The sequence below is a fragment of the Streptococcus parasanguinis genome (assembly GCF_901875555.1).
Lineage (GTDB): Bacteria > Bacillota > Bacilli > Lactobacillales > Streptococcaceae > Streptococcus > Streptococcus parasanguinis_H.
The window spans coordinates 138,719-157,459 of record NZ_CABFMD010000031.1; the positions used below are offsets into that span (position 1 = coordinate 138,719).

Annotated in this window: 19 protein-coding genes; all 19 read left to right on the forward strand. The window is 43.0% G+C overall.

Features of this window, described 5'->3' with window-relative positions:
• Positions 1–18: 18 nt before the first annotated feature.
• Positions 19–1,845 carry a translation elongation factor 4 gene (gene lepA / locus JX304_RS06895; RefSeq protein ID WP_205011835.1) on the forward strand — a complete coding sequence of 609 codons (1,827 nt, stop codon included), beginning with the start codon at positions 19–21 and terminating at the stop codon, positions 1,843–1,845.
• A 174-nt stretch (positions 1,846–2,019) separates the two neighbouring features.
• On the forward strand, positions 2,020–2,514 hold the full coding sequence (locus tag JX304_RS06900) for a YkgJ family cysteine cluster protein (RefSeq protein ID WP_003001664.1): 495 nt from the start codon (positions 2,020–2,022) through the stop codon (positions 2,512–2,514).
• Positions 2,514–3,203 carry a YjjG family noncanonical pyrimidine nucleotidase gene (locus JX304_RS06905; RefSeq protein ID WP_205011836.1) on the forward strand — a complete coding sequence of 230 codons (690 nt, stop codon included), beginning with the start codon at positions 2,514–2,516 and terminating at the stop codon, positions 3,201–3,203. Before JX304_RS06900 ends, JX304_RS06905 begins: the two co-directional genes overlap by 1 nt.
• A 123-nt stretch (positions 3,204–3,326) precedes the next feature.
• Positions 3,327–3,599: a 30S ribosomal protein S16 gene (gene rpsP / locus JX304_RS06910; protein ID WP_205011837.1), complete on the forward strand. Its 273-nt coding sequence runs from the start codon at positions 3,327–3,329 to the stop codon at positions 3,597–3,599.
• 20 nt (positions 3,600–3,619) lie between these two features.
• A complete protein-coding gene (gene kphA / locus JX304_RS06915) occupies positions 3,620–3,859 on the forward strand; it encodes an RNA-binding protein KphA (protein ID WP_003001620.1) in 240 nt (79 codons plus the stop codon).
• Between the two features lie 42 nt (positions 3,860–3,901).
• Positions 3,902–4,234, forward strand: a complete 333-nt coding sequence (locus JX304_RS06920; protein ID WP_205011838.1) for a MazG nucleotide pyrophosphohydrolase domain-containing protein — start codon at positions 3,902–3,904, stop codon at positions 4,232–4,234.
• A gap of 53 nt (positions 4,235–4,287) precedes the next feature.
• Entirely contained in the window at positions 4,288–4,806 is a 519-nt protein-coding gene (rimM, locus tag JX304_RS06925; protein WP_014713408.1) for a ribosome maturation factor RimM, read from the forward strand.
• Positions 4,796–5,512 (forward strand): tRNA (guanosine(37)-N1)-methyltransferase TrmD, encoded by a 717-nt coding sequence (gene trmD / locus JX304_RS06930; RefSeq protein WP_205011839.1) that lies wholly within the window; start codon positions 4,796–4,798, stop codon positions 5,510–5,512. Before rimM ends, trmD begins: the two co-directional genes overlap by 11 nt.
• Positions 5,513–5,650: 138 nt before the next feature.
• On the forward strand, positions 5,651–7,972 hold the full coding sequence (locus JX304_RS06935; protein WP_205011840.1) for a CAP domain-containing protein: 2,322 nt from the start codon (positions 5,651–5,653) through the stop codon (positions 7,970–7,972).
• 229 nt (positions 7,973–8,201) lie between these two features.
• The gene (locus tag JX304_RS06940; protein ID WP_205011841.1) at positions 8,202–8,945 is read left to right on the forward strand and encodes a DeoR/GlpR family DNA-binding transcription regulator; all 744 of its coding nucleotides are present in this window, start codon (positions 8,202–8,204) and stop codon (positions 8,943–8,945) included.
• Positions 8,942–9,853 carry a 1-phosphofructokinase gene (gene pfkB / locus JX304_RS06945; protein WP_205011842.1) on the forward strand — a complete coding sequence of 304 codons (912 nt, stop codon included), beginning with the start codon at positions 8,942–8,944 and terminating at the stop codon, positions 9,851–9,853. Before JX304_RS06940 ends, pfkB begins: the two co-directional genes overlap by 4 nt.
• Complete coding sequence (locus JX304_RS06950) at positions 9,850–11,820, forward strand: PTS fructose transporter subunit IIABC (protein ID WP_205011843.1); 1,971 nt, start codon at positions 9,850–9,852, stop codon at positions 11,818–11,820. Before pfkB ends, JX304_RS06950 begins: the two co-directional genes overlap by 4 nt.
• A gap of 124 nt (positions 11,821–11,944) precedes the next feature.
• Entirely contained in the window at positions 11,945–12,382 is a 438-nt protein-coding gene (locus JX304_RS06955) for a hypothetical protein (RefSeq protein ID WP_205011844.1), read from the forward strand.
• Positions 12,383–12,438: 56 nt separating this feature from the next.
• Positions 12,439–13,521: a hypothetical protein gene (locus tag JX304_RS06960; protein ID WP_205011845.1), complete on the forward strand. Its 1,083-nt coding sequence runs from the start codon at positions 12,439–12,441 to the stop codon at positions 13,519–13,521.
• 134 nt (positions 13,522–13,655) lie between these two features.
• On the forward strand, positions 13,656–14,030 hold the full coding sequence (locus JX304_RS06965; RefSeq protein WP_003001888.1) for a DUF1149 family protein: 375 nt from the start codon (positions 13,656–13,658) through the stop codon (positions 14,028–14,030).
• Between the two features lie 3 nt (positions 14,031–14,033).
• A complete protein-coding gene (locus tag JX304_RS06970) occupies positions 14,034–14,882 on the forward strand; it encodes a DegV family protein (RefSeq protein ID WP_187539915.1) in 849 nt (282 codons plus the stop codon).
• A gap of 10 nt (positions 14,883–14,892) precedes the next feature.
• On the forward strand, positions 14,893–15,660 hold the full coding sequence (gene dapB, locus JX304_RS06975; RefSeq protein WP_205011846.1) for a 4-hydroxy-tetrahydrodipicolinate reductase: 768 nt from the start codon (positions 14,893–14,895) through the stop codon (positions 15,658–15,660).
• The gene (locus JX304_RS06980) at positions 15,657–16,868 is read left to right on the forward strand and encodes a CCA tRNA nucleotidyltransferase (RefSeq protein ID WP_205011847.1); all 1,212 of its coding nucleotides are present in this window, start codon (positions 15,657–15,659) and stop codon (positions 16,866–16,868) included. Before dapB ends, JX304_RS06980 begins: the two co-directional genes overlap by 4 nt.
• Positions 16,865–18,733, forward strand: a complete 1,869-nt coding sequence (locus JX304_RS06985; protein WP_205011848.1) for an ABC-F family ATP-binding cassette domain-containing protein — start codon at positions 16,865–16,867, stop codon at positions 18,731–18,733. Before JX304_RS06980 ends, JX304_RS06985 begins: the two co-directional genes overlap by 4 nt.
• The last annotated feature ends 8 nt before the right edge of the window (positions 18,734–18,741 follow it).

An 18,741-nucleotide genomic window follows, 5' to 3' on the forward strand; every position in this document is an offset into this window, starting at 1 on the left:
TTTACTAGGAAGATGATTATGCCAAATTTTGAAGAATTAAAAAAACGACAAGAGAAGATTCGGAACTTCTCGATTATCGCTCATATTGACCACGGAAAGTCAACTTTGGCCGATCGAATTTTAGAGAAAACCGAAACGGTATCTAGCCGCGAGATGCAAGCTCAGCTCTTGGATAGCATGGACTTGGAGCGGGAACGTGGGATTACCATTAAACTGAATGCTATCGAGTTGAACTACACCGCTAAAGATGGGGAAACCTATATCTTCCACTTGATCGACACACCGGGACACGTGGACTTTACCTATGAAGTTTCTCGCTCACTTGCTGCCTGTGAGGGGGCTATTCTCGTAGTGGATGCGGCTCAAGGGATTGAAGCTCAGACCCTAGCCAATGTCTACTTAGCGCTGGATAATGATTTGGAAATCCTTCCAGTCATCAATAAAATTGACTTGCCAGCTGCCGATCCGGAGCATGTCCGCAAAGAAATTGAGGATGTGATTGGGTTAGATGCTAGTGAAGCAGTTCTCGCCTCTGCCAAGGCAGGGATCGGGATTGAAGAGATTTTGGAGCAGATCGTAGAGAAAGTTCCAGCTCCGACTGGGGATGTTGAAGCGCCCCTTCAAGCCTTAATCTTTGACTCGGTTTATGATGCCTATCGTGGAGTGATCCTTCAAGTACGAGTGGTCAATGGTATGGTCAAACCAGGTGATGCCATTCAGCTCATGAGTAACGGCAAGACTTTTGATGTGACAGAGGTCGGAATTTTTACGCCAAAAGCGGTTAACCGTGATTTCCTTGCGACGGGTGATGTTGGCTACATTGCTGCCTCAATCAAGACAGTAGCAGATACCCGTGTTGGGGACACCGTCACCTTAGCGACCAATCCAGCAGCTGAGCCTCTTCATGGATACAAACAAATGAATCCAATGGTCTTTGCAGGTCTTTATCCAATCGAATCAAACAAATACAACGATCTTCGGGAAGCTTTGGAGAAGTTGCAATTGAATGACGCTAGTCTTCAATTTGAGCCTGAAACATCTCAAGCCCTTGGTTTTGGTTTCCGTTGTGGTTTCTTAGGTCTCCTTCATATGGATGTGATCCAAGAGCGCTTGGAGCGTGAGTTCAATATTGATCTCATCATGACAGCACCATCTGTTATCTACAAGGTTAATTTGACAGATGGAGAAGCACTGGATGTCTCAAACCCATCTGAGTTCCCAGATCCAACCAAGATCGCTTCGATCGAAGAACCTTATGTCAAGGCTCAAATCATGGTGCCACAAGAGTTCGTCGGAGCTGTCATGGAATTGGCCCAACGCAAACGTGGGGACTTTGTGACGATGGATTACATTGATGAAAATCGGGTCAATGTCATTTATCAAATCCCACTGGCGGAAATTGTCTTTGATTTCTTTGATAAGCTCAAGTCGTCTACGCGTGGCTATGCCAGCTTTGACTATGAATTGTCTGAATACCGTCCATCTAAATTGGTTAAGATGGATATCCTCCTCAATGGCGATACTGTCGACGCCCTCAGTTTTATCGTCCACAAGGATTTTGCCTATGAACGCGGTAAGTTGATTGTTGAGAAGCTCAAGAAGATTATCCCCCGTCAACAGTTTGAAGTGCCCATCCAAGCAGCTATCGGTCATAAGATCGTGGCCCGTACAGATATCAAGGCCCTTCGTAAGAACGTCTTGGCCAAGTGTTATGGAGGGGACGTCTCACGGAAACGCAAGCTTCTTGAAAAACAAAAAGCCGGTAAGAAACGGATGAAAGCCATCGGATCTGTAGAAGTACCACAGGAAGCCTTCCTCTCTGTATTATCAATGGATGAAGAATAATCGTTTTGATATTTTCTTGATTCATTCTACAAAATGAGGATGCATTTTTTTGAGGCACTTTAACTATTCTACTTTAAAAATGCTCGTCTACTTTATGAGATAGATCGCTCGATCTATCTTTTTTTACTGTCTTTATGGTATAATCTTTCTATTGTTTAGAAGAGGAAATAGAGGATGACACAGGAAATTGATATTGAAAAATACCATCAGTTAGCTCTCCAAAAGCAAAAGGAGCACCGCAAGGTATTGGCGAATCTCAAGAAGAAGCCACCTAAGAATTTAGATAAAATTGCTCAAGAAATCCATGACGAGGTTTTCCAAGAAATCGATTGTACAGCTTGTGCCAACTGCTGTAAGACCCTAGGTCCTGATTTTAAGGAAGCGGATATCACGCGCATCGCCAAATATTTCAAGATGAAACTTCCGGCATTTGAGGCAGAATTTCTTCAAGTGGATGAAGATGGGGATAAGGTTTTTAAGTCCATGCCTTGTCCTTTTCTTGGTGGAGATAATCTTTGCTCCATCTACGACGTGCGTCCCAAGGCTTGTCGAGAATTTCCCCACACCGATCGCAAGAAGATTTATCAGATCAACCATCTGACCATCAAAAATACCCTCACCTGCCCAGCAGCTTATTTATTTGTAGAAAAATTGAAGGATCGTTTGTAATGGCTTATAAATTTTTACTTTTTGATTTAGACCATACCTTGTTGGATTTTGAAACTGCTGAAGAAACAGCCTTGACGCAGATGTTAGAAGACATGAATTTTCCAGATATACAGGCCTTTAAAGATTACTACAAACCCATGAACCAAGGCCTCTGGAAGGACTTGGAGCAAAAGAAGTTGACCAAGCAAGAACTCGTGGATAGTCGGTTTGCGATTGGGTTTGCTCACTTTGGGATCACGGTTGATGGGGCTGAGATGGCTCTCCGCTACCAAGATTACATCAGTCTTCAAGGGCAGTCTTTCCCAGGGGTGGAGGACTTACTGGAACAACTTGAAGAAGCAGGTTACCAGCTCTATGCGGCAACGAATGGAGTGACCGCCATTCAAGAAGGACGCTTTGCTCATTCTACAATTGCTTCTTATTTCAAAGAAGTCTTTATCTCTGAGCAGTTGCAGACCCAAAAGCCGGATCCGGACTTCTTTGACAAAGTTGGTCAACTGATTCCAGGTTTTAGTAAGGAAGAGACTCTCATGATCGGTGATTCCTTGACAGCGGATATCGCAGGAGGCCATGCTTCTGGGATTGCTACCGTTTGGTATAATCCAGATCACAAGGAAAATACTAGCCAAGTAGTGCCAACTTATGAAGTTAGCACCTATCAAGAAATCGCTGATTTACTGCTTAAATAAAAATTTTTTAAGAGTGTCAAGTTTTTTTCTTGACAGGTTGATGAAATGTGTTATAATAGATCATGTGCTAAATAGCTTGTCTATTTCACCGAAAATTAAAATATAGAAAAGAGACTTATAAAAATGGCAGTTAAAATTCGTTTGACTCGTATGGGTTCTAAGAAAAAACCTTACTACCGTATCAACGTTGCAGATTCACGTTCACCACGTGACGGACGTTTCATCGAAACAGTTGGAACATACAATCCACTTGTTGCTGAAAACCAAGTAACTTTGAAAGAAGATCGCGTTCTTGCATGGTTGGCTGATGGAGCTCAACCTTCAGATACAGTTCGCAACATCCTTTCAAAAGCTGGTGTGATGAAGAAATTCCACGATTCTAAATTCTCAAAATAATTTTTTAAGTAGGTTGATGTATGGATACGATTGAAAATCTCATTATTGCAATTGTGAAACCCTTGATTTCACAACCGGATGCCTTAACCATCAAGATCGAAGATACTCCTGAATTTTTAGAGTACCACCTTGACCTTGATCCTAGCGATGTTGGTCGTGTAATCGGTCGAAAAGGTCGCACCATTTCTGCGATAAGAACGATTGTCTACTCTGTCCCAACTGAAGATAAAAAAGTAAGAATCGTTATTGACGAAAAATAAAAAGCGGGACTCTGTCCCGTTTTTTTGTAACAAGGAGAAGCTATGAAAGAAGTGACCATTCAGCAATTACAAGCCTATTTAAAAGAACATTACAAAGGCAGTCGTACGGAAGAAGGTCTGTTTATCAAGCTCGTCGAAGAGGTTGGGGAAGTTGCCGAGGTCTTAAATGGTCGTTCTGGACGAAAAGAAGGGGTTCAGGACTCAAATGAGGAATTGGCCAAAGAACTAGCTGATATCATTCACTATACAGTCGCCATCGCAGCTATCAATGACATCGACCTCACTAAAACCATCTTTGAAAAGGATAAAACAGCGGCTGTCAAATACCAGCACGAGCAGGATTTGGAGCAGTTTCTAGCAGAAAAGAGCATTTGAGAAAATCCCTTGAACGTGATAAAATAGAGTGAATAAACTACACTGGAGAAATCATGAATTACTTTAATGTTGGGAAAATTGTCAATACCCAAGGCTTACAAGGAGAAATGCGGGTATTGTCTGTGACAGACTTTGCGGAAGAGCGTTTTAAAAAAGGAGCTGAGTTGGCTCTCTTTGATGAGAAGGATCGTTTTGTCCAAACGGTGACCATTGCCAGTCACCGCAAGCACAAGAACTTCGACATCATCAAGTTTAAGGATATGTACCATATCAATGCCATCGAGAAATTCAAAGGCTTTAGCCTCAAGGTTGCGGAAGAAGACTTAACGGATTTGGAGGATGGCGAGTTTTATTACCATGAGATCATCGGTCTTGATGTTTATGAAAATGACCAGCTGATCGGTCAGATCAAGGAAATCCTGCAACCAGGTGCCAATGATGTCTGGGTGGTGAAGCGCAAAGGCAAACGTGATCTGCTATTGCCCTATATCCCACCAGTGGTTCTCAATATTGATATTCCAGGAAATCGAGTGGATGTAGACATTTTAGAAGGGTTAGACGATGAAGATTGATATTTTAACCCTCTTTCCAGAGATGTTTTCGCCTTTGGAGCATTCGATTGTCGGAAAGGCGCGTGAAAAGGGACTTCTCGAGATCAACTACCATAATTTCCGTGAAAATGCAGAGAAGGCGCGACACGTGGACGATGAGCCCTATGGTGGCGGGCAGGGGATGCTCTTACGCGCTCAGCCAATCTTCGATGCCTTTGATGCCATCGAAAAAAAGAATCCGCGCGTGATTTTGTTGGATCCTGCCGGTCGGACCTTTGACCAACCTTATGCAGAAGAATTGGCTCAGGAAGAAGAATTGATCTTTATCTGCGGTCACTATGAGGGCTACGACGAGCGGATCAAGACCTTGGTAACGGATGAGATTTCACTGGGGGATTATGTCTTGACAGGTGGGGAACTTGCTGCTATGACCATGATCGATGCGACGGTTCGTTTGATTCCAGAAGTGATTGGAAAAGAGTCCAGTCACCAGGATGACAGTTTCTCCTCTGGTCTTCTAGAATACCCTCAATACACACGGCCTTATGAATACAGAGGAATGACAGTTCCTGATGTTCTCATGAGTGGTCATCATGAAAATATCCGTCAGTGGCGCCTCTATCAGAGTTTGAAAAAGACCTTGGAGCGTCGCCCTGACCTGCTAGAAAACTATGAATTGACAGTAGAAGAAGAGAAGATGTTGGAACAAATTAAACAAGAAGACTAACAGCCTTAGCTGTTTTTCTTTTGCCCCAAAAATTTATGAAAAAAACTTTTTAAACCTACTAGTTATTGGTAACAAAATGTGGTATGCTAAGGGGTAGAGAAACTTTAAGAAAATGATTCAGTTTTGGGGGTGAGTTTAATGGTTAAGAAATTAGGAAAATCGGTTTTCACTACTGGGATTGCTGCAACAACAGTCCTATCTGGTATGTTTCATCAAAAGGCTAGTGCGGAAGAGGTGAAGCAAAATGAAAATGCAGAAACCAATAGTACGGAAGTCGTCGAAAAACCAATTACAGTTGATGAATTGAAGCAAATTACAGCTCAAAAAGGGCAAGTGGTGAAAGATGTCCACTACCAAGAGCAAAAAGTGATCGATGCTCAAACGGAAGTCAAGGCGGCTGGACAAGAACTGGAAGAAAAGAAAGCAGAAGTGACGGAGGCGGAAAACCTGATCGCAACGACTTCAAATGCACAAGTTCAGAAAGCAGAAAATGATGTCAAGGTGGCGCAAGCCTATGTGACCATCGAAGAAAATAAGGTTCGAGAAGCAGAAGCTGCACACGATCAAGTTGTAGAGACTGTCCGTCAACAGGAAAATCAGGTTACTGCTCAGGAATCTTTGGTCGATGTAGCACAAAATGAATTAAATCAAGCCAAAGCGCCAATTTCTAATGATGAGAATGTGCTAAACCAAGCCTTGTTGGAGCAAAGCCAAGTCGAGCAAAGTATCCGAGAATCTCAGAATTACCTCGCAACCTTGCAAGCTAGTCAGCAAACTGGCTCAGATACAGTAGTTCAAATTGAGAGTGACATTCAACTGGCTCAAACACGTTTGACAGATTTGAAAGCGGTCATCGCAACCAAGGAAGCAGAATTGGCAGCCTTAGAACAAGCCGCGGCCAATAGCCCGGTTCAGTTGAGCCAAGCGACCTACGAAGGCTACTTGCAACACTTAGCAGACAATGGCAATGAAGCTGCAGCAAGCGCATTAGCTCTCTATAAACGTGGGCGTGAAGAAGACGGCTTGACGGTTGGAGAGTCTGGATCCTTGCAAGCCAATCTTCGAGCCCTTGAAATCGCAGATGCCATTAATAGCTATCGTCGCAATGCAGGCTTGCCTGAATTGGAGCTGGATCTATATTCCCTTCCTGCCAGTCAAGTACAGTTGGAATACTTCAAAAAAGCCAACTGGCATATGTTTAAGTATTTGCCAAACGAAAATATTGCTTATGGCTTCTCACCTGCTGGTGCAGTAGACTTTTGGTACAATGAAAAAGCGGCTTACCAAGAGGTGGCGGCTCAATATGGTCTACCAACAGACGAAACTCAAATCGATGCCAACGACATCTATATGAAGATTGGGGCTGAGGCCTTTGCCAAGGTTGGTCATTACCTCCAAATGGTGGACAACAAAGCAACGGCTTTATCAGTGGCTTATGATCCAAGTAATGCCATGTCAGAAGCGGCTTTCTTACACAGTCCAGTTACCTCAGCAGTGTCAACCAATGCACTTGCTTACCAATTGCGTCAGGGAGCTGGTGCTACAACGACAAGATCAGATGTGAAAGCAAAATCTGATGAAGTCGCTAACCTCAAGCTGGACAAGGCCAATCAAGAGTCACAAATCATTATCTTGCAAGGCAAATTAGAAGATGCCCGTCATACTAATTCAAATGTGGAAGTAGAGATGGCCAATGTGCAAAAGACCATCCAAAACTACAAAATTCTTCTTGTCAGCAAGGACCATGCAGTTGAAAAAGCAAAAGCGACTCTTGATGTATCTCGAGGTCGGATTGAAGCAGCTATCCAACCAAAAGAAGCAGCGCTTCAAAAAGCCAAAGATTTGTTAGCAGCTGCGCGTGAGAAATTAGATCTTTTAAAAGCAGAAGAAGCAGAAAAAGCCCAAGTCGTTCAAGAAGCGCATGTGGGCTTGAAGGCAGCACAAGAACGCTTGATTGCTGCTGAAAAACGTCTTTCTGACTTTAAAAATGCTCCAGAATTATTGGTCAAAGCCCAATCAGTTTTATCAGCTGCGGTGGCTAATTTAGAAAATAAAAAAGAAAAATTAGAAGCCGAATTCACTACTCTTCAATCTTATCAAAGTGTCGTGGAACTGTTGAATTCTCAATATGAAGATCTAGCGTCACGAATGGATCCAGCTGTTTTGGAAGCAGCAGATATGCCAATGGATATCCGCTCAAGCAATCCAACAACTTTCTCGGATACGCCAACCGTTCTTCCAACAAGTACCAATAGTCCGCAAGTGCAAGCACCAAAAGCTACCCCAGCTCCAAAACAAGAAGCCAAAGTAGAAGAAATCAAACCGAAAAAAGAAAACAGCCAAGCTGTGGCTGGATCTGATTCCTCCAAATATGCAGCAGCAACAACAGGTGTTGCCGTTGGGCTACTTGCCGGATTGTTTGGTTTCAAGAAAAAGAAACAATCTACAAAAAACGATTAAGACGTACGAAGATAGAGTGGATGCTTAGACACTTTATTGCTTAAACTCTTCAAAGAAGATTTATGAGGGTGGGAAAAGAACTCGCTTAACAAAATGAGTTCTTTCCTGCTCTTTTTTTGTAGACTCTTAGAATTTTTGAAAGAAAGTGATAGAAAATGATAAAAAAGTGTTGACATTTTTTGGAGATGGAGTATAATAGTCTCTGTAATCGATTGCAAAAGGAGGAGAAATGCTTAAGTCTGAACGAAAACAATTCATCCTCGAGAAGGTATTGAAGGATAAGTTTATTTCCTTGGAAACTCTTGTACAAGAACTGGGAACGTCTGAATCAACCGTTCGACGTGACTTGGATGAATTAGAAGCGGAAAGCAAACTTCGCCGGGTTCACGGTGGTGCGGAAAGCCTGCATTTTCTTCAAGAGGAAGAAAGCAATAAAGAAAAATCTATCAAAAACATTCAAGTTAAGTCAAAGATTGCGGTAAAAGCAGCAGAGATGATCCAAGATCATGATGTGATCTTTATCGATGCTGGGACGACCAATGAATTACTGGTGCAAGAAATTGTTAATCCAACGGTAACGGTGGTGACCAACTCGATTCACCACGCAACCAAGCTGGTCGAGCGCAATGTTCCGACAGTGATCATCGGTGGCAAAGTTAAATCTTCCACTGATGCTAGTATCGGAGGGATCGCGCTCAATCAGATCGGTCAGTTGAACTTTGACAAGGCCTTTCTTGGAATGAATGGAATCGATGATGAATTTTACAGCACTCCAGACCTAGAAGAAGGATCTGTCAAGCGTGCGATTATCGAAAATGCAAAAAAAACCTATATCCTAGCGGATGATTCAAAAATTGGGGTGACATCCTTTGTCAAAGTGGCTCCGATCAAGCGAGCCATGATCATTACCAATCAATGTGAACCGCAACGATTAAAGGTTTTAAAAGAAAAAACGGAGGTTATAGAGGTTTGATTTATACAGTAACACTGAATCCTGCCATTGACTATATTGTCCGTCTCGATCATGTAGAGACAGGGGCTGTCAACCGGATGGCTTCGGAAGATAAATTTGCCGGTGGTAAGGGAATCAATGTCAGTCGTGTCTTGAAACGTCTCGCTATCGAGAACACAGCGACTGGATTTATCGGTGGTTTCACTGGACGTTTCATCGAAGATGTACTGACTAGCGAAGCCATTTCAACCAACTTTGTGACCGTGGACCAAGACACACGGATCAATGTCAAGATCAAAGCCGATGAGGAAACCGAGATCAATGGCAATGGTCCAGAAGTGACGGAAGCGCAGTTGCAAGAACTGATCAGCATTCTATCGAGCTTAACAGCAGATGATGTGGTGGTCTTTGCTGGCTCTGCCCCATCTTCACTTGGGAATGCTGTTTACAAACAATTGATCGCAGCAACTCGTGCGACAGGTGCGCAAGTCGTTTGTGACTTTGAAGGGCAAACCTTGATTGATTCTTTGGAGTTCAATCCCCAGTTGGTCAAACCAAATAACCATGAATTGGGAGCTATTTTTGGAGTGACCTTGACGGAATTGCCAGAAATTGAACGCTATGCCAAAGAAATTTTGGCCAAAGGGGCACAAAACGTCATCATTTCCATGGCTGGTGATGGAGCTCTTCTTGTCAGTCCAAGTGGTACCTACTTTGCTAAGCCAATCAAGGGTCAAGTCAAGAACTCAGTCGGAGCAGGTGACTCCATGGTGGCAGGCTTTACCGGCAAACTCGCAACGACGGGTGATGTCATCGAAGCCTTCAAGTGGGGAGTGGCTTGTGGAACAGCGACCACCTTCTCAGATGACTTGGCGACAGCCGACTTTATTAAAGAAACTTATGAAAAAGTAGAGGTAGAAAAACTATGAAAATTCAAGACGTTTTAAATAAAAACGTAATGTTGTTTGATCTTCAAGCAACAGATAAAGAGGGCGTGATCAATGAAATGGTCCAATCGCTCGTTGACAATGGTGTGGTGACAGATTTTGAGACTTTTAAAACTGGTATCATGAACCGTGAAGCACAAACTTCAACCGGTTTGGGTGAAGGGATCGCTATGCCTCACAGCAAAAACGAAGCAGTCAAAGAAGCAACGGTCTTGTTTGCAAAATCAAACAAGGGTGTGGATTACGCATCACTTGATGGTCAACCAACAGACTTGTTCTTCATGATCGCAGCTCCAGAAGGAGCCAATGACACTCACTTGGCAGCCCTTGCTGAATTGTCTAAATACCTGATGAAACCAGGATTTGCGGACAAACTTCGCCAAGCAAGCAACCCAGATGAAGTGATCGCAACTTTTGATGCAGAAGAGCAAGAAGCTGTCGTTGAAGAAGCGAAAAAAGCCGAAGCAGCCAAAGAAGCCGTATCTTCTGACAAACCTCTCATTGTTGCCGTTACGGCATGTACAACTGGTATCGCCCATACCTACATGGCAGAAGAAGCCCTCATCAAAAAAGGGGAAGAAATGGGTGTTACAGTTCGCGTTGAAACCAACGGTGCATCCGGTGTCGGCAACCGCTTGACCGCTGAAGAAATCGCCAAAGCTGAAGGAGTGATCATTGCTGCAGATAAGGCAGTTGAAACAGCTCGTTTTGACGGCAAAAAATTGATCTCTAAACCAGTCGCAGCCGGTATCCGTCAAACCGAAGAATTGATCCAAACGATCTTGGATGGCAAAGCAGATGTCTTCCACGCAGAAAATGCGGCAGAAGCTAGCGCAAGCCAAGAAAAATTGAGCTTGGGTGGAGCTTTCTACAAACACTTGATGAGTGGGGTTTCTCAAATGCTTCCATTCGTTATCGGTGGTGGGATCTTGATCGCCCTTGCTTTCTTGATTGACCAAATTCTTGGAGTACCTCAAAGTCAATTGTCTCAACTTGGTTCATACCATGAATTAGCAGCTCAATTTAAGACAATCGGTGGAGTGGCCTTTGGATTCATGCTTCCTGTACTTGCAGGTTACATCGGATTCTCCATTGCTGAAAAACCAGGTTTTGTAGCAGGTTTTGTTGCTGGATCCATTGCTAGCTCAGGTACAGCCTTTGGAAATATTGCTTTCGGTGCTGCAAACGGTAAATTACCAGCAGCTGTATCATCTGGTTTCCTTGGAGCTTTGGTAGGTGGTTTCCTTGCAGGTGGAGTCGTTCTCGTGCTTCGCAAAGCCCTTGCCGGTCTTCCACGCTCGCTCGATGGTATCCGCTCGATCCTTCTCTTGCCATTACTTGGTGTTGGTTTGACAGGATTCTTGATGTTCCTTATCAACATTCCAATGTCAGCGATCAATACATCTTTGAACAACTTCTTGACTAGCTTGTCAGGTAGCTCGGCAGTTCTTCTTGGTCTTCTTGTCGGTGGTATGATGGCTGTCGATATGGGTGGACCAGTTAACAAAGCAGCTTATGTATTCGGTACAAGTACGTTGACAGCTTCAGCCCTTACAAGTGGTGGTTCAACCGTTATGGCGGCCGTTATGGCAGCTGGTATGGTTCCTCCATTGGCAGTCTTTGTAGCAACAGTCTTGTTCAAAGATAAATTTACTGAAGAAGAACGCGATTCAGGTTTGACAAACATTATCATGGGTCTTTCCTTCATCACAGAAGGTGCCATTCCATTTGGTGCAGCTGACCCAGCTCGTGCCATTCCAAGCTTTATCGCAGGTTCAGCTTTGACAGGTGCCCTTGTTGGACTCGCAGGCTTGAAACTGATGGCTCCTCACGGAGGAATCTTCGTTATCGCCCTTACTTCTAACCCTCTTCTTTACCTCGTCTTCGTATTGATCGGTGCAGTCGTAAGTGGTATCTTATTCGGATTGCTTCGCAAACCTAAAAACTAAACCTATCTAAAAGGTTGGGGACTCCCAACCTTTTTTATTGCCCAAAAACACCAACTAGTGATGAAGTTGCTTATCTCTATAGATTTCGATATGATAGTAGAGAGCATTTTATCTTGGAGGGTCCATGCGAAAAAAGAAAAAATACCTTATTGTGGGAATAATAGTCATGATCCTATCAGGAGGGACAATCATCGGCTTACAACATCCAAATTTGTTTTCAACTCATAGTCATCTAACAAAGTATGTCAGCAGCAAAGGACAACAGTTAGAAAAGGTAAAGAAACATGGAAAAGAAATCGAAGATTTTGTAAAATCTCAAAGTCCTAAAGTTGAATCTGTTCAGATCGCCTGGAATGAAACACAATGGGAAGAAATAGGGAATGGCACACCTCAGAGTGGCGGTCAAGTCCTTCGAGTCTATGGAGGATTTAATCATTTCCAAAATTCAAGTTGGAGTGTTTTGGTCTATTTGAAAGACGGTAAAAATGGCGAGAAAGATTTAATCGAAGGAATTGGTAGCGGTAGTCCACTTCGTGTAGGAGGAGAACTTTTTGACGAGTAGCCTTCTAAAAATTTTTCGCAATTTATTAGAATCTTAGTTGGGAAGGAAAAAAATAAATGAAAAAGAAAATAATCATTACTGGTTCATTAGTTCTAGCCATTGTAGTTACAATTTTTAGTGTATCGACTTATCAACACCACCAGCAACAAGAAAAAGCTAAGCAAGAACGTGATAAATACGAGAACTATGATTACTATACAGGTCAGTGGGAAATCGACTCTTATAAATTCTTGGATGATGGACGAGGAGTTGTAGTACACTGGAAGTCTCTAACACCAGAAGAAGATAAGCTATTTGCCAAGTACAATCCAGAAATAAGCGAAAATTATTTAGGTGTGCATGGGGCATCTAATGAACGCTATATTATTCGTCAGAATATAAAAAAATTAAAGAATATACCAACAATGTCTTTTCCAAAAGATGATTCAGAAGGTTATTTCAAACTTTCAATCTATAAAATACAAGATCACACCTTACAAAAAGAAGATCTAGACCTTTATCGTTTTGTAAAAAAATATAATAAGGCTTATAAGCCAGTAGAAATTGAAGCGATTATAGAAAAAGATGGGAAAGATTATCTACCTATCAAATCTTATCTAACTACTGAAGAAAAAACTATTAGTAAATATCTTTGGTTAAATCTAGAGACAAAGAAAATAGAGTGTGAAGATACAAAAGTGCAGTATAACAGTCATAAAGACATTTTTGTGGATTTAGGTAAATTAAAAGATAGAATTTCCGAATCTACAGATAATCTTAGTACGACAACTGGGCTTGACCTTGCAAATCAAAATATGCTATCTTTTAAAATAAATGTATTAAAAAATAGTGTACTGGAAACAAAAGATCCAAAAGCCTATCAATTACTAAGTAAAAAGGACTCTCAGTTTTATATTCTGATAGATTCTAAAATTGAAAATAATAGAGTCTATGGCAATGTCCAACAGTTTATCGACTTGTACCAACTCTTTGTTCCCGCTAATACGAATCTTTATGAAGGAATTACGATTCCGGCAGCATTAAGTAAATATGGTCAGATGCGTCAAGTGAATACCAAGGATGAGTTTGACAGATATTACGATGTACAAAAGGATAATGAGCTAAATAAGCAACGTCAGGCTTTGGTCGAGCGGAACTAGGTATTCTTTGTTTATAAAGGTCGGTCACCCGGCCTTTTCTTTTTTCTATCCTCAAAACTGACATCATCCTGAAATGGTATCTTGATCTGAATTATGGTATAATAAGCATAACGCATATTTTTAGGAGAATAAAAATGGATATTCAACGTGAAAAAGAATTTGTCAGCCAATACCACTATGACGCTCGTAATTTTGAATGGGAAAAAGAAAATGGCATTCCAGAAACAAAGGTGGATGTAAACTTTCAATTGATCAATCGTGATCAAGAACAAAACACAACTTCTTTGATTGTGATTTTGAGCTACATGATTGTATTTGACGGTTTTGTGATTAGTGGAACCATCACTCAAATCAACCACTTATTTGGTCGTTATGTTAATGAACCAAGCGAATTCAGCAAAGATGAAGTGGAAGAATTGGCTCGCCCTTGCTTGAATATGCTCAACCGTTTGACCTATGAAGTCACAGAAATCGCCCTTGATTTACCAGGGATTAATTTGGAGTTTTAATCGATGAAATTAGCAGTGATCACGGATTCATCTGCCTATTTACCGCAGGATGTGATCCATCACGACGACTTATTTATTTTAGAGATCCCGATCTATATCGATGGGGAATCTTATGTAGAAGGGAAGAACTTGACGGAAGCGGAGTTCTACCAAAAGATGGCTGCCTCAAAGGAATTGCCTAAGACGAGCCAGCCTAGTGTAGCTGAGCTAGAAGAAATCTTAGCTGGATTGACAGCCAAAGGGTATACGCATGCCATTGGTCTCTTCTTGTCATCAGGAATTTCTGGCTTCTACCAAAATATCCAGTATTTGAAGGATGAATTTGAAGGCCTCACGGTTGAATTTCCGGATTCAAAAATCACTAGTGCTCCTTTAGGCATGATGGCTGAAAATTGCTTGAAATGGGCCGGTGAGGGTCGTTCGTTTGACGAGATTGTCGCACATGTGCAGACGCAAATCGATGGAACTGGCGCCTTTATCATGGTGGACGATTTGGACCACTTGGTCAAAGGGGGCCGTCTCTCAAATGGTGCTGCCATCATTGGCAATCTCTTGAGCATCAAGCCGATCCTTTACTTTAATGACCAAGGGGTCATCGAAGTTTTTGAAAAAGTCCGTACGGAAAAGAAAGCGATCAAGCGCTTGGTGGAAATCGTTGATGAAGGGATTACGGGAGGGCATTTCCAAGTCTTTATCATCCATGCCAATGTACCTGAAAAAGCCGAAGCGCTTCGCCAACTGTTGGTGGCTGATGGTGTGGAAGGCGAGATTCCGTTTGCGACTTTTGGTGGTGTTATCGGGACTCACCTTGGAGACCATAGTATAGCAGTTGGGTACATTCCCGTCATTTAAGGAGAAATCTATGTCGATTAAAGTCATTATTGCAGGTTTTAAAGGAAGAATGGGTCAAGCAGCCTATCAGATGGTGTCAGGAGATCCTGAGCTGGAGTTGGCAGCCTTGATTGATCCATTCGCAGAAGAGACAGATGTCGCAGGCGTTCCTGTCTTTAACCGCAAAGAAGATCTTGTGGGTCTAGAAGCGGATGTTTGGGTCGACTTTACCATGCCAAAGGTGGCTTATGAAAATACTCGCTTTGCAATTGAAAGTGGCTTTGCGCCTGTTGTGGGAACGACTGGCTTTACCCCTGAGCAGATTCAAGAATTGACAGAGCTTTCTCGCGAAAAGGGCTTGGGTGGCTTGATCGCGCCAAACTTTGCCATCGGAGCCGTGCTCTTGATGCAATTTGCAGCGCAAGCAGCCAAGTATTTCCCAAATGTGGAAATCATCGAATTGCACCACGATAAGAAAAAAGATGCACCGAGTGGAACAGCGATTAAGACAGCTGAGCTGATCTCAGAGAAGCGCGAGAAAATTCAGCAAGGCGCAGTAGATGAAGAAGAGTTAATGCCTGGAGCAAGAGGGGCTAATTTTGAAGGAATGCGCATCCATTCGGTTCGCTTGCCTGGCCTAGTGGCTCACCAAGAGGTGATTTTTGGTAGCCAAGGCGAAGGCTTGACTCTCCGTCATGATTCCTATGATCGTGTTTCCTTCATGACAGGAGTAAATCTAGGAATTAAAGAAGTTGTCAAGCGTCATGAGCTTGTTTATGGTTTGGAACACTTACTATGAGATTAGAAAAGATGCCTTCTGAGTTTCAGGAGGCTTTACCAATATTAGAGAAGATTAAAGCAGCTGGTTTTGAGGCCTATTTTGTTGGGGGATCTGTCCGAGATGCCCTTTTGGACCGTCCGATTCACGATGTCGATATTGCTTCCTCCTCTTATCCAGAAGAGACCAAGGCGATTTTTGATCGTACAGTAGATGTCGGTATCGAACATGGGACCGTCTTGGTCCTCGAAAATGGGCAAGAATATGAAATTACGACCTTCCGGACGGAGGATGTCTATGTAGATTATCGTCGTCCGAGTTCCGTGTCTTTTGTACGCTCACTGGAAGAAGACCTCAAGCGTCGTGATTTTACGGTTAATGCCTTTGCCTTAAATGAAAGAGGAGAGATTGTCGACCTCTTTCATGGGTTAGAAGACTTGGAAAACAAAGTTCTTCGGGCGGTTGGAATTCCTCATGAACGGTTTAATGAAGATTCGCTCCGGATCATGCGAGGCTTTCGTTTTCAGGCCAGTCTTGGCTTTGAATTAGAAGAGGCAACCTTTGACGCTATGAAGGAGTGTGCTCCCCTATTAGAGAAGATTTCAGTAGAGCGTACCTTCATCGAGTTTGATAAGCTCTTGCTTTCACCATACTGGAGACAAGGCTTGGAGGCTATGCTGGCAAGTGGAGCCTATCGCTATCTGCCAGAGATGAAGGATCGCAAAGAAGCGATCGAGCGTTTGTTTGACTTAGAGCTGGAATTTACTTTTTCAACTTCTGAGCAAGCCTGGGCAGCTCTGATCTTAGCGCTTGAGATTCAAGATATTCCAAAATTCTTTAAAAAATGGAAGACCTCTAGAGAGTTTGCCAAGACGGTGGAGCAGATCGTGGAGATTCTTAAACTCCGAGAAAAAGGGAGTCTAGACAAGCGTGCATGTTACAAGTTCGATAAGCATTTGTTGCTAGTAGCTGAAGAGCTCCGGGAAGCATATGCCTTGAGTGTGGATTATCTGGCCATCGAGCGTGTCTATGATAGCTTGACCATTCATGATAAGCACGAGGTTGTTGTCAATGGCGGTATGCTGATCAAAGAATACGGCTTTCAACCAGGTCCTGCTTTAGGTGAGATTTTGACAAAGATCGAATATGCTATTGTCGATGGGAAACTGGCCAATGAAAAAAAGGCCATCATCGCCTATATCCAACAAGCAAAAGAGGAGGGAAAATGAGCGATTTTATTGTCGATAAATTAACCAAATCTGTCGGAGATAAGACCGTCTTTCGTGAGATTTCCTTTATCATTCACGACTTGGATCGGATCGGATTGATCGGGGTCAATGGAACCGGAAAAACCACTCTGTTAGATGTCTTGTCCGGTCGCTCTGGCTTTGACGGGGATGTTAGTCCTTTTTCTGTAAAGAGTGATTATACGATTGGTTATCTAACTCAAGAGCCTGATTTTGATGATCAAAAGACGGTGTTGGATACAGTATTGTCCAGTGATTTGCGGGAGATGCAGCTGATTCGAGACTATGAGCTTTTGATGGCCAATTACCAAGAGGAAAACCAAGCTCGTCTTGAAAAAGTCATAGCGGAGATGGACTCGCTCAATGCCTGGGAAATTGAGAGTCAGGTCAAGACCGTCCTGTCAAAACTTGGAATTGAAGATCTGAATGCTCAAGTTGGGGATCTATCTGGTGGCTTGCGTCGTCGGGTACAGCTGGCTCAGGTCTTGCTGTCTCACCATGACCTGCTTTTACTAGATGAGCCAACCAACCACCTAGACATTGATACCATCGAATGGTTGACCAATTTCTTGAAAAACTCTAAGAAAACTGTGCTCTTCATTACCCACGATCGTTATTTCTTGGATAATATCTCGACGCGGATCTTTGAGTTGGATCGAGCTTGTTTGATTGAGTACCAAGGCAATTACCAGGATTATGTCCGCTTAAAGGCTGAGCAAGATGAGCGTGATGCGGCCCTTCTTCATAAGAAGCAGCAACTCTATAAGCAGGAGTTGACCTGGATGCGTCGTCAGCCCCAGGCGCGTGCGACCAAGCAACAGGCGCGGATCAATCGTTTCCATGATCTCAAGCAAGACTTGTCTGGTCAAAGTAGTCAGACGGATTTGGAGATGAACTTTGAGACCAGTCGGATCGGAAAGAAAGTGATCGAGTTTAAAGATGTGAGTTTTGCTTTTGAAAACAAGCCGATTTTACAGGACTTTAACCTCTTGGTACAAAACAAGGATCGCATCGGGATCGTCGGGGATAATGGCGTCGGGAAATCCACTCTTTTAAATCTCATCGCTGGGCAACTCCAGCCTCAGAGTGGGCAAGTCATTATTGGTGAAACTGTGCGCGTGGCTTATTTCTCTCAACAGATTGATGGCTTGGATGAGAGCAAGCGCGTGATTAATTTCTTGCAGGAAGTGGCTGAGGAAGTGAAGACAACTGTCGGAACCACCTCTATCGCGGATCTCTTGGAGCAATTTCTCTTCCCACGCTCGATGCACGGAACCTTGATTGAAAAACTCTCCGGTGGGGAGAAAAAACGTCTATTTCTCTTGAAACTCCTGATTGAAAAACCCAATGTGCTTCTCCTCGATGAGCCGACCAATGACTTGGATATCGCAACCCTGACGGTTTTGGAAAACTTCCTTCAAAACTTTGGTGGACCCGTCATTACCGTTAGCCACGACCGCTATTTCCTAGATAAGGTCGCTAGTAAAATCCTCGCTTTTGAAAATGGGGGCATTCGTGAGTTCTTTGGAAATTATACGGATTACCTGGATGAAAAAGCCTTTGAAACAGCGCAAGCAGCAACCAGTCAAAGGGTTGAAAAAGAGAAACCTGTTAAGCCAAAAGAAGAGAAGAAGCGCATGAGCTACATGGAAAAGCAGGAGTGGGCGAGCATTGAAGCAGATATCGAAGCGATTGAAAATCGGATCGCAGAGATTGAAATGGAAATGAATGAAAACGGTTCTGATTTTGGCAAATTGTCAGCCCTTCAAAAAGAACTGGATCAGGAAAATGAGCGACTGCTTGAGAAGTACGATCGTTATGAATATTTGAGTGAATTAGATGAATAAGGAGGCCT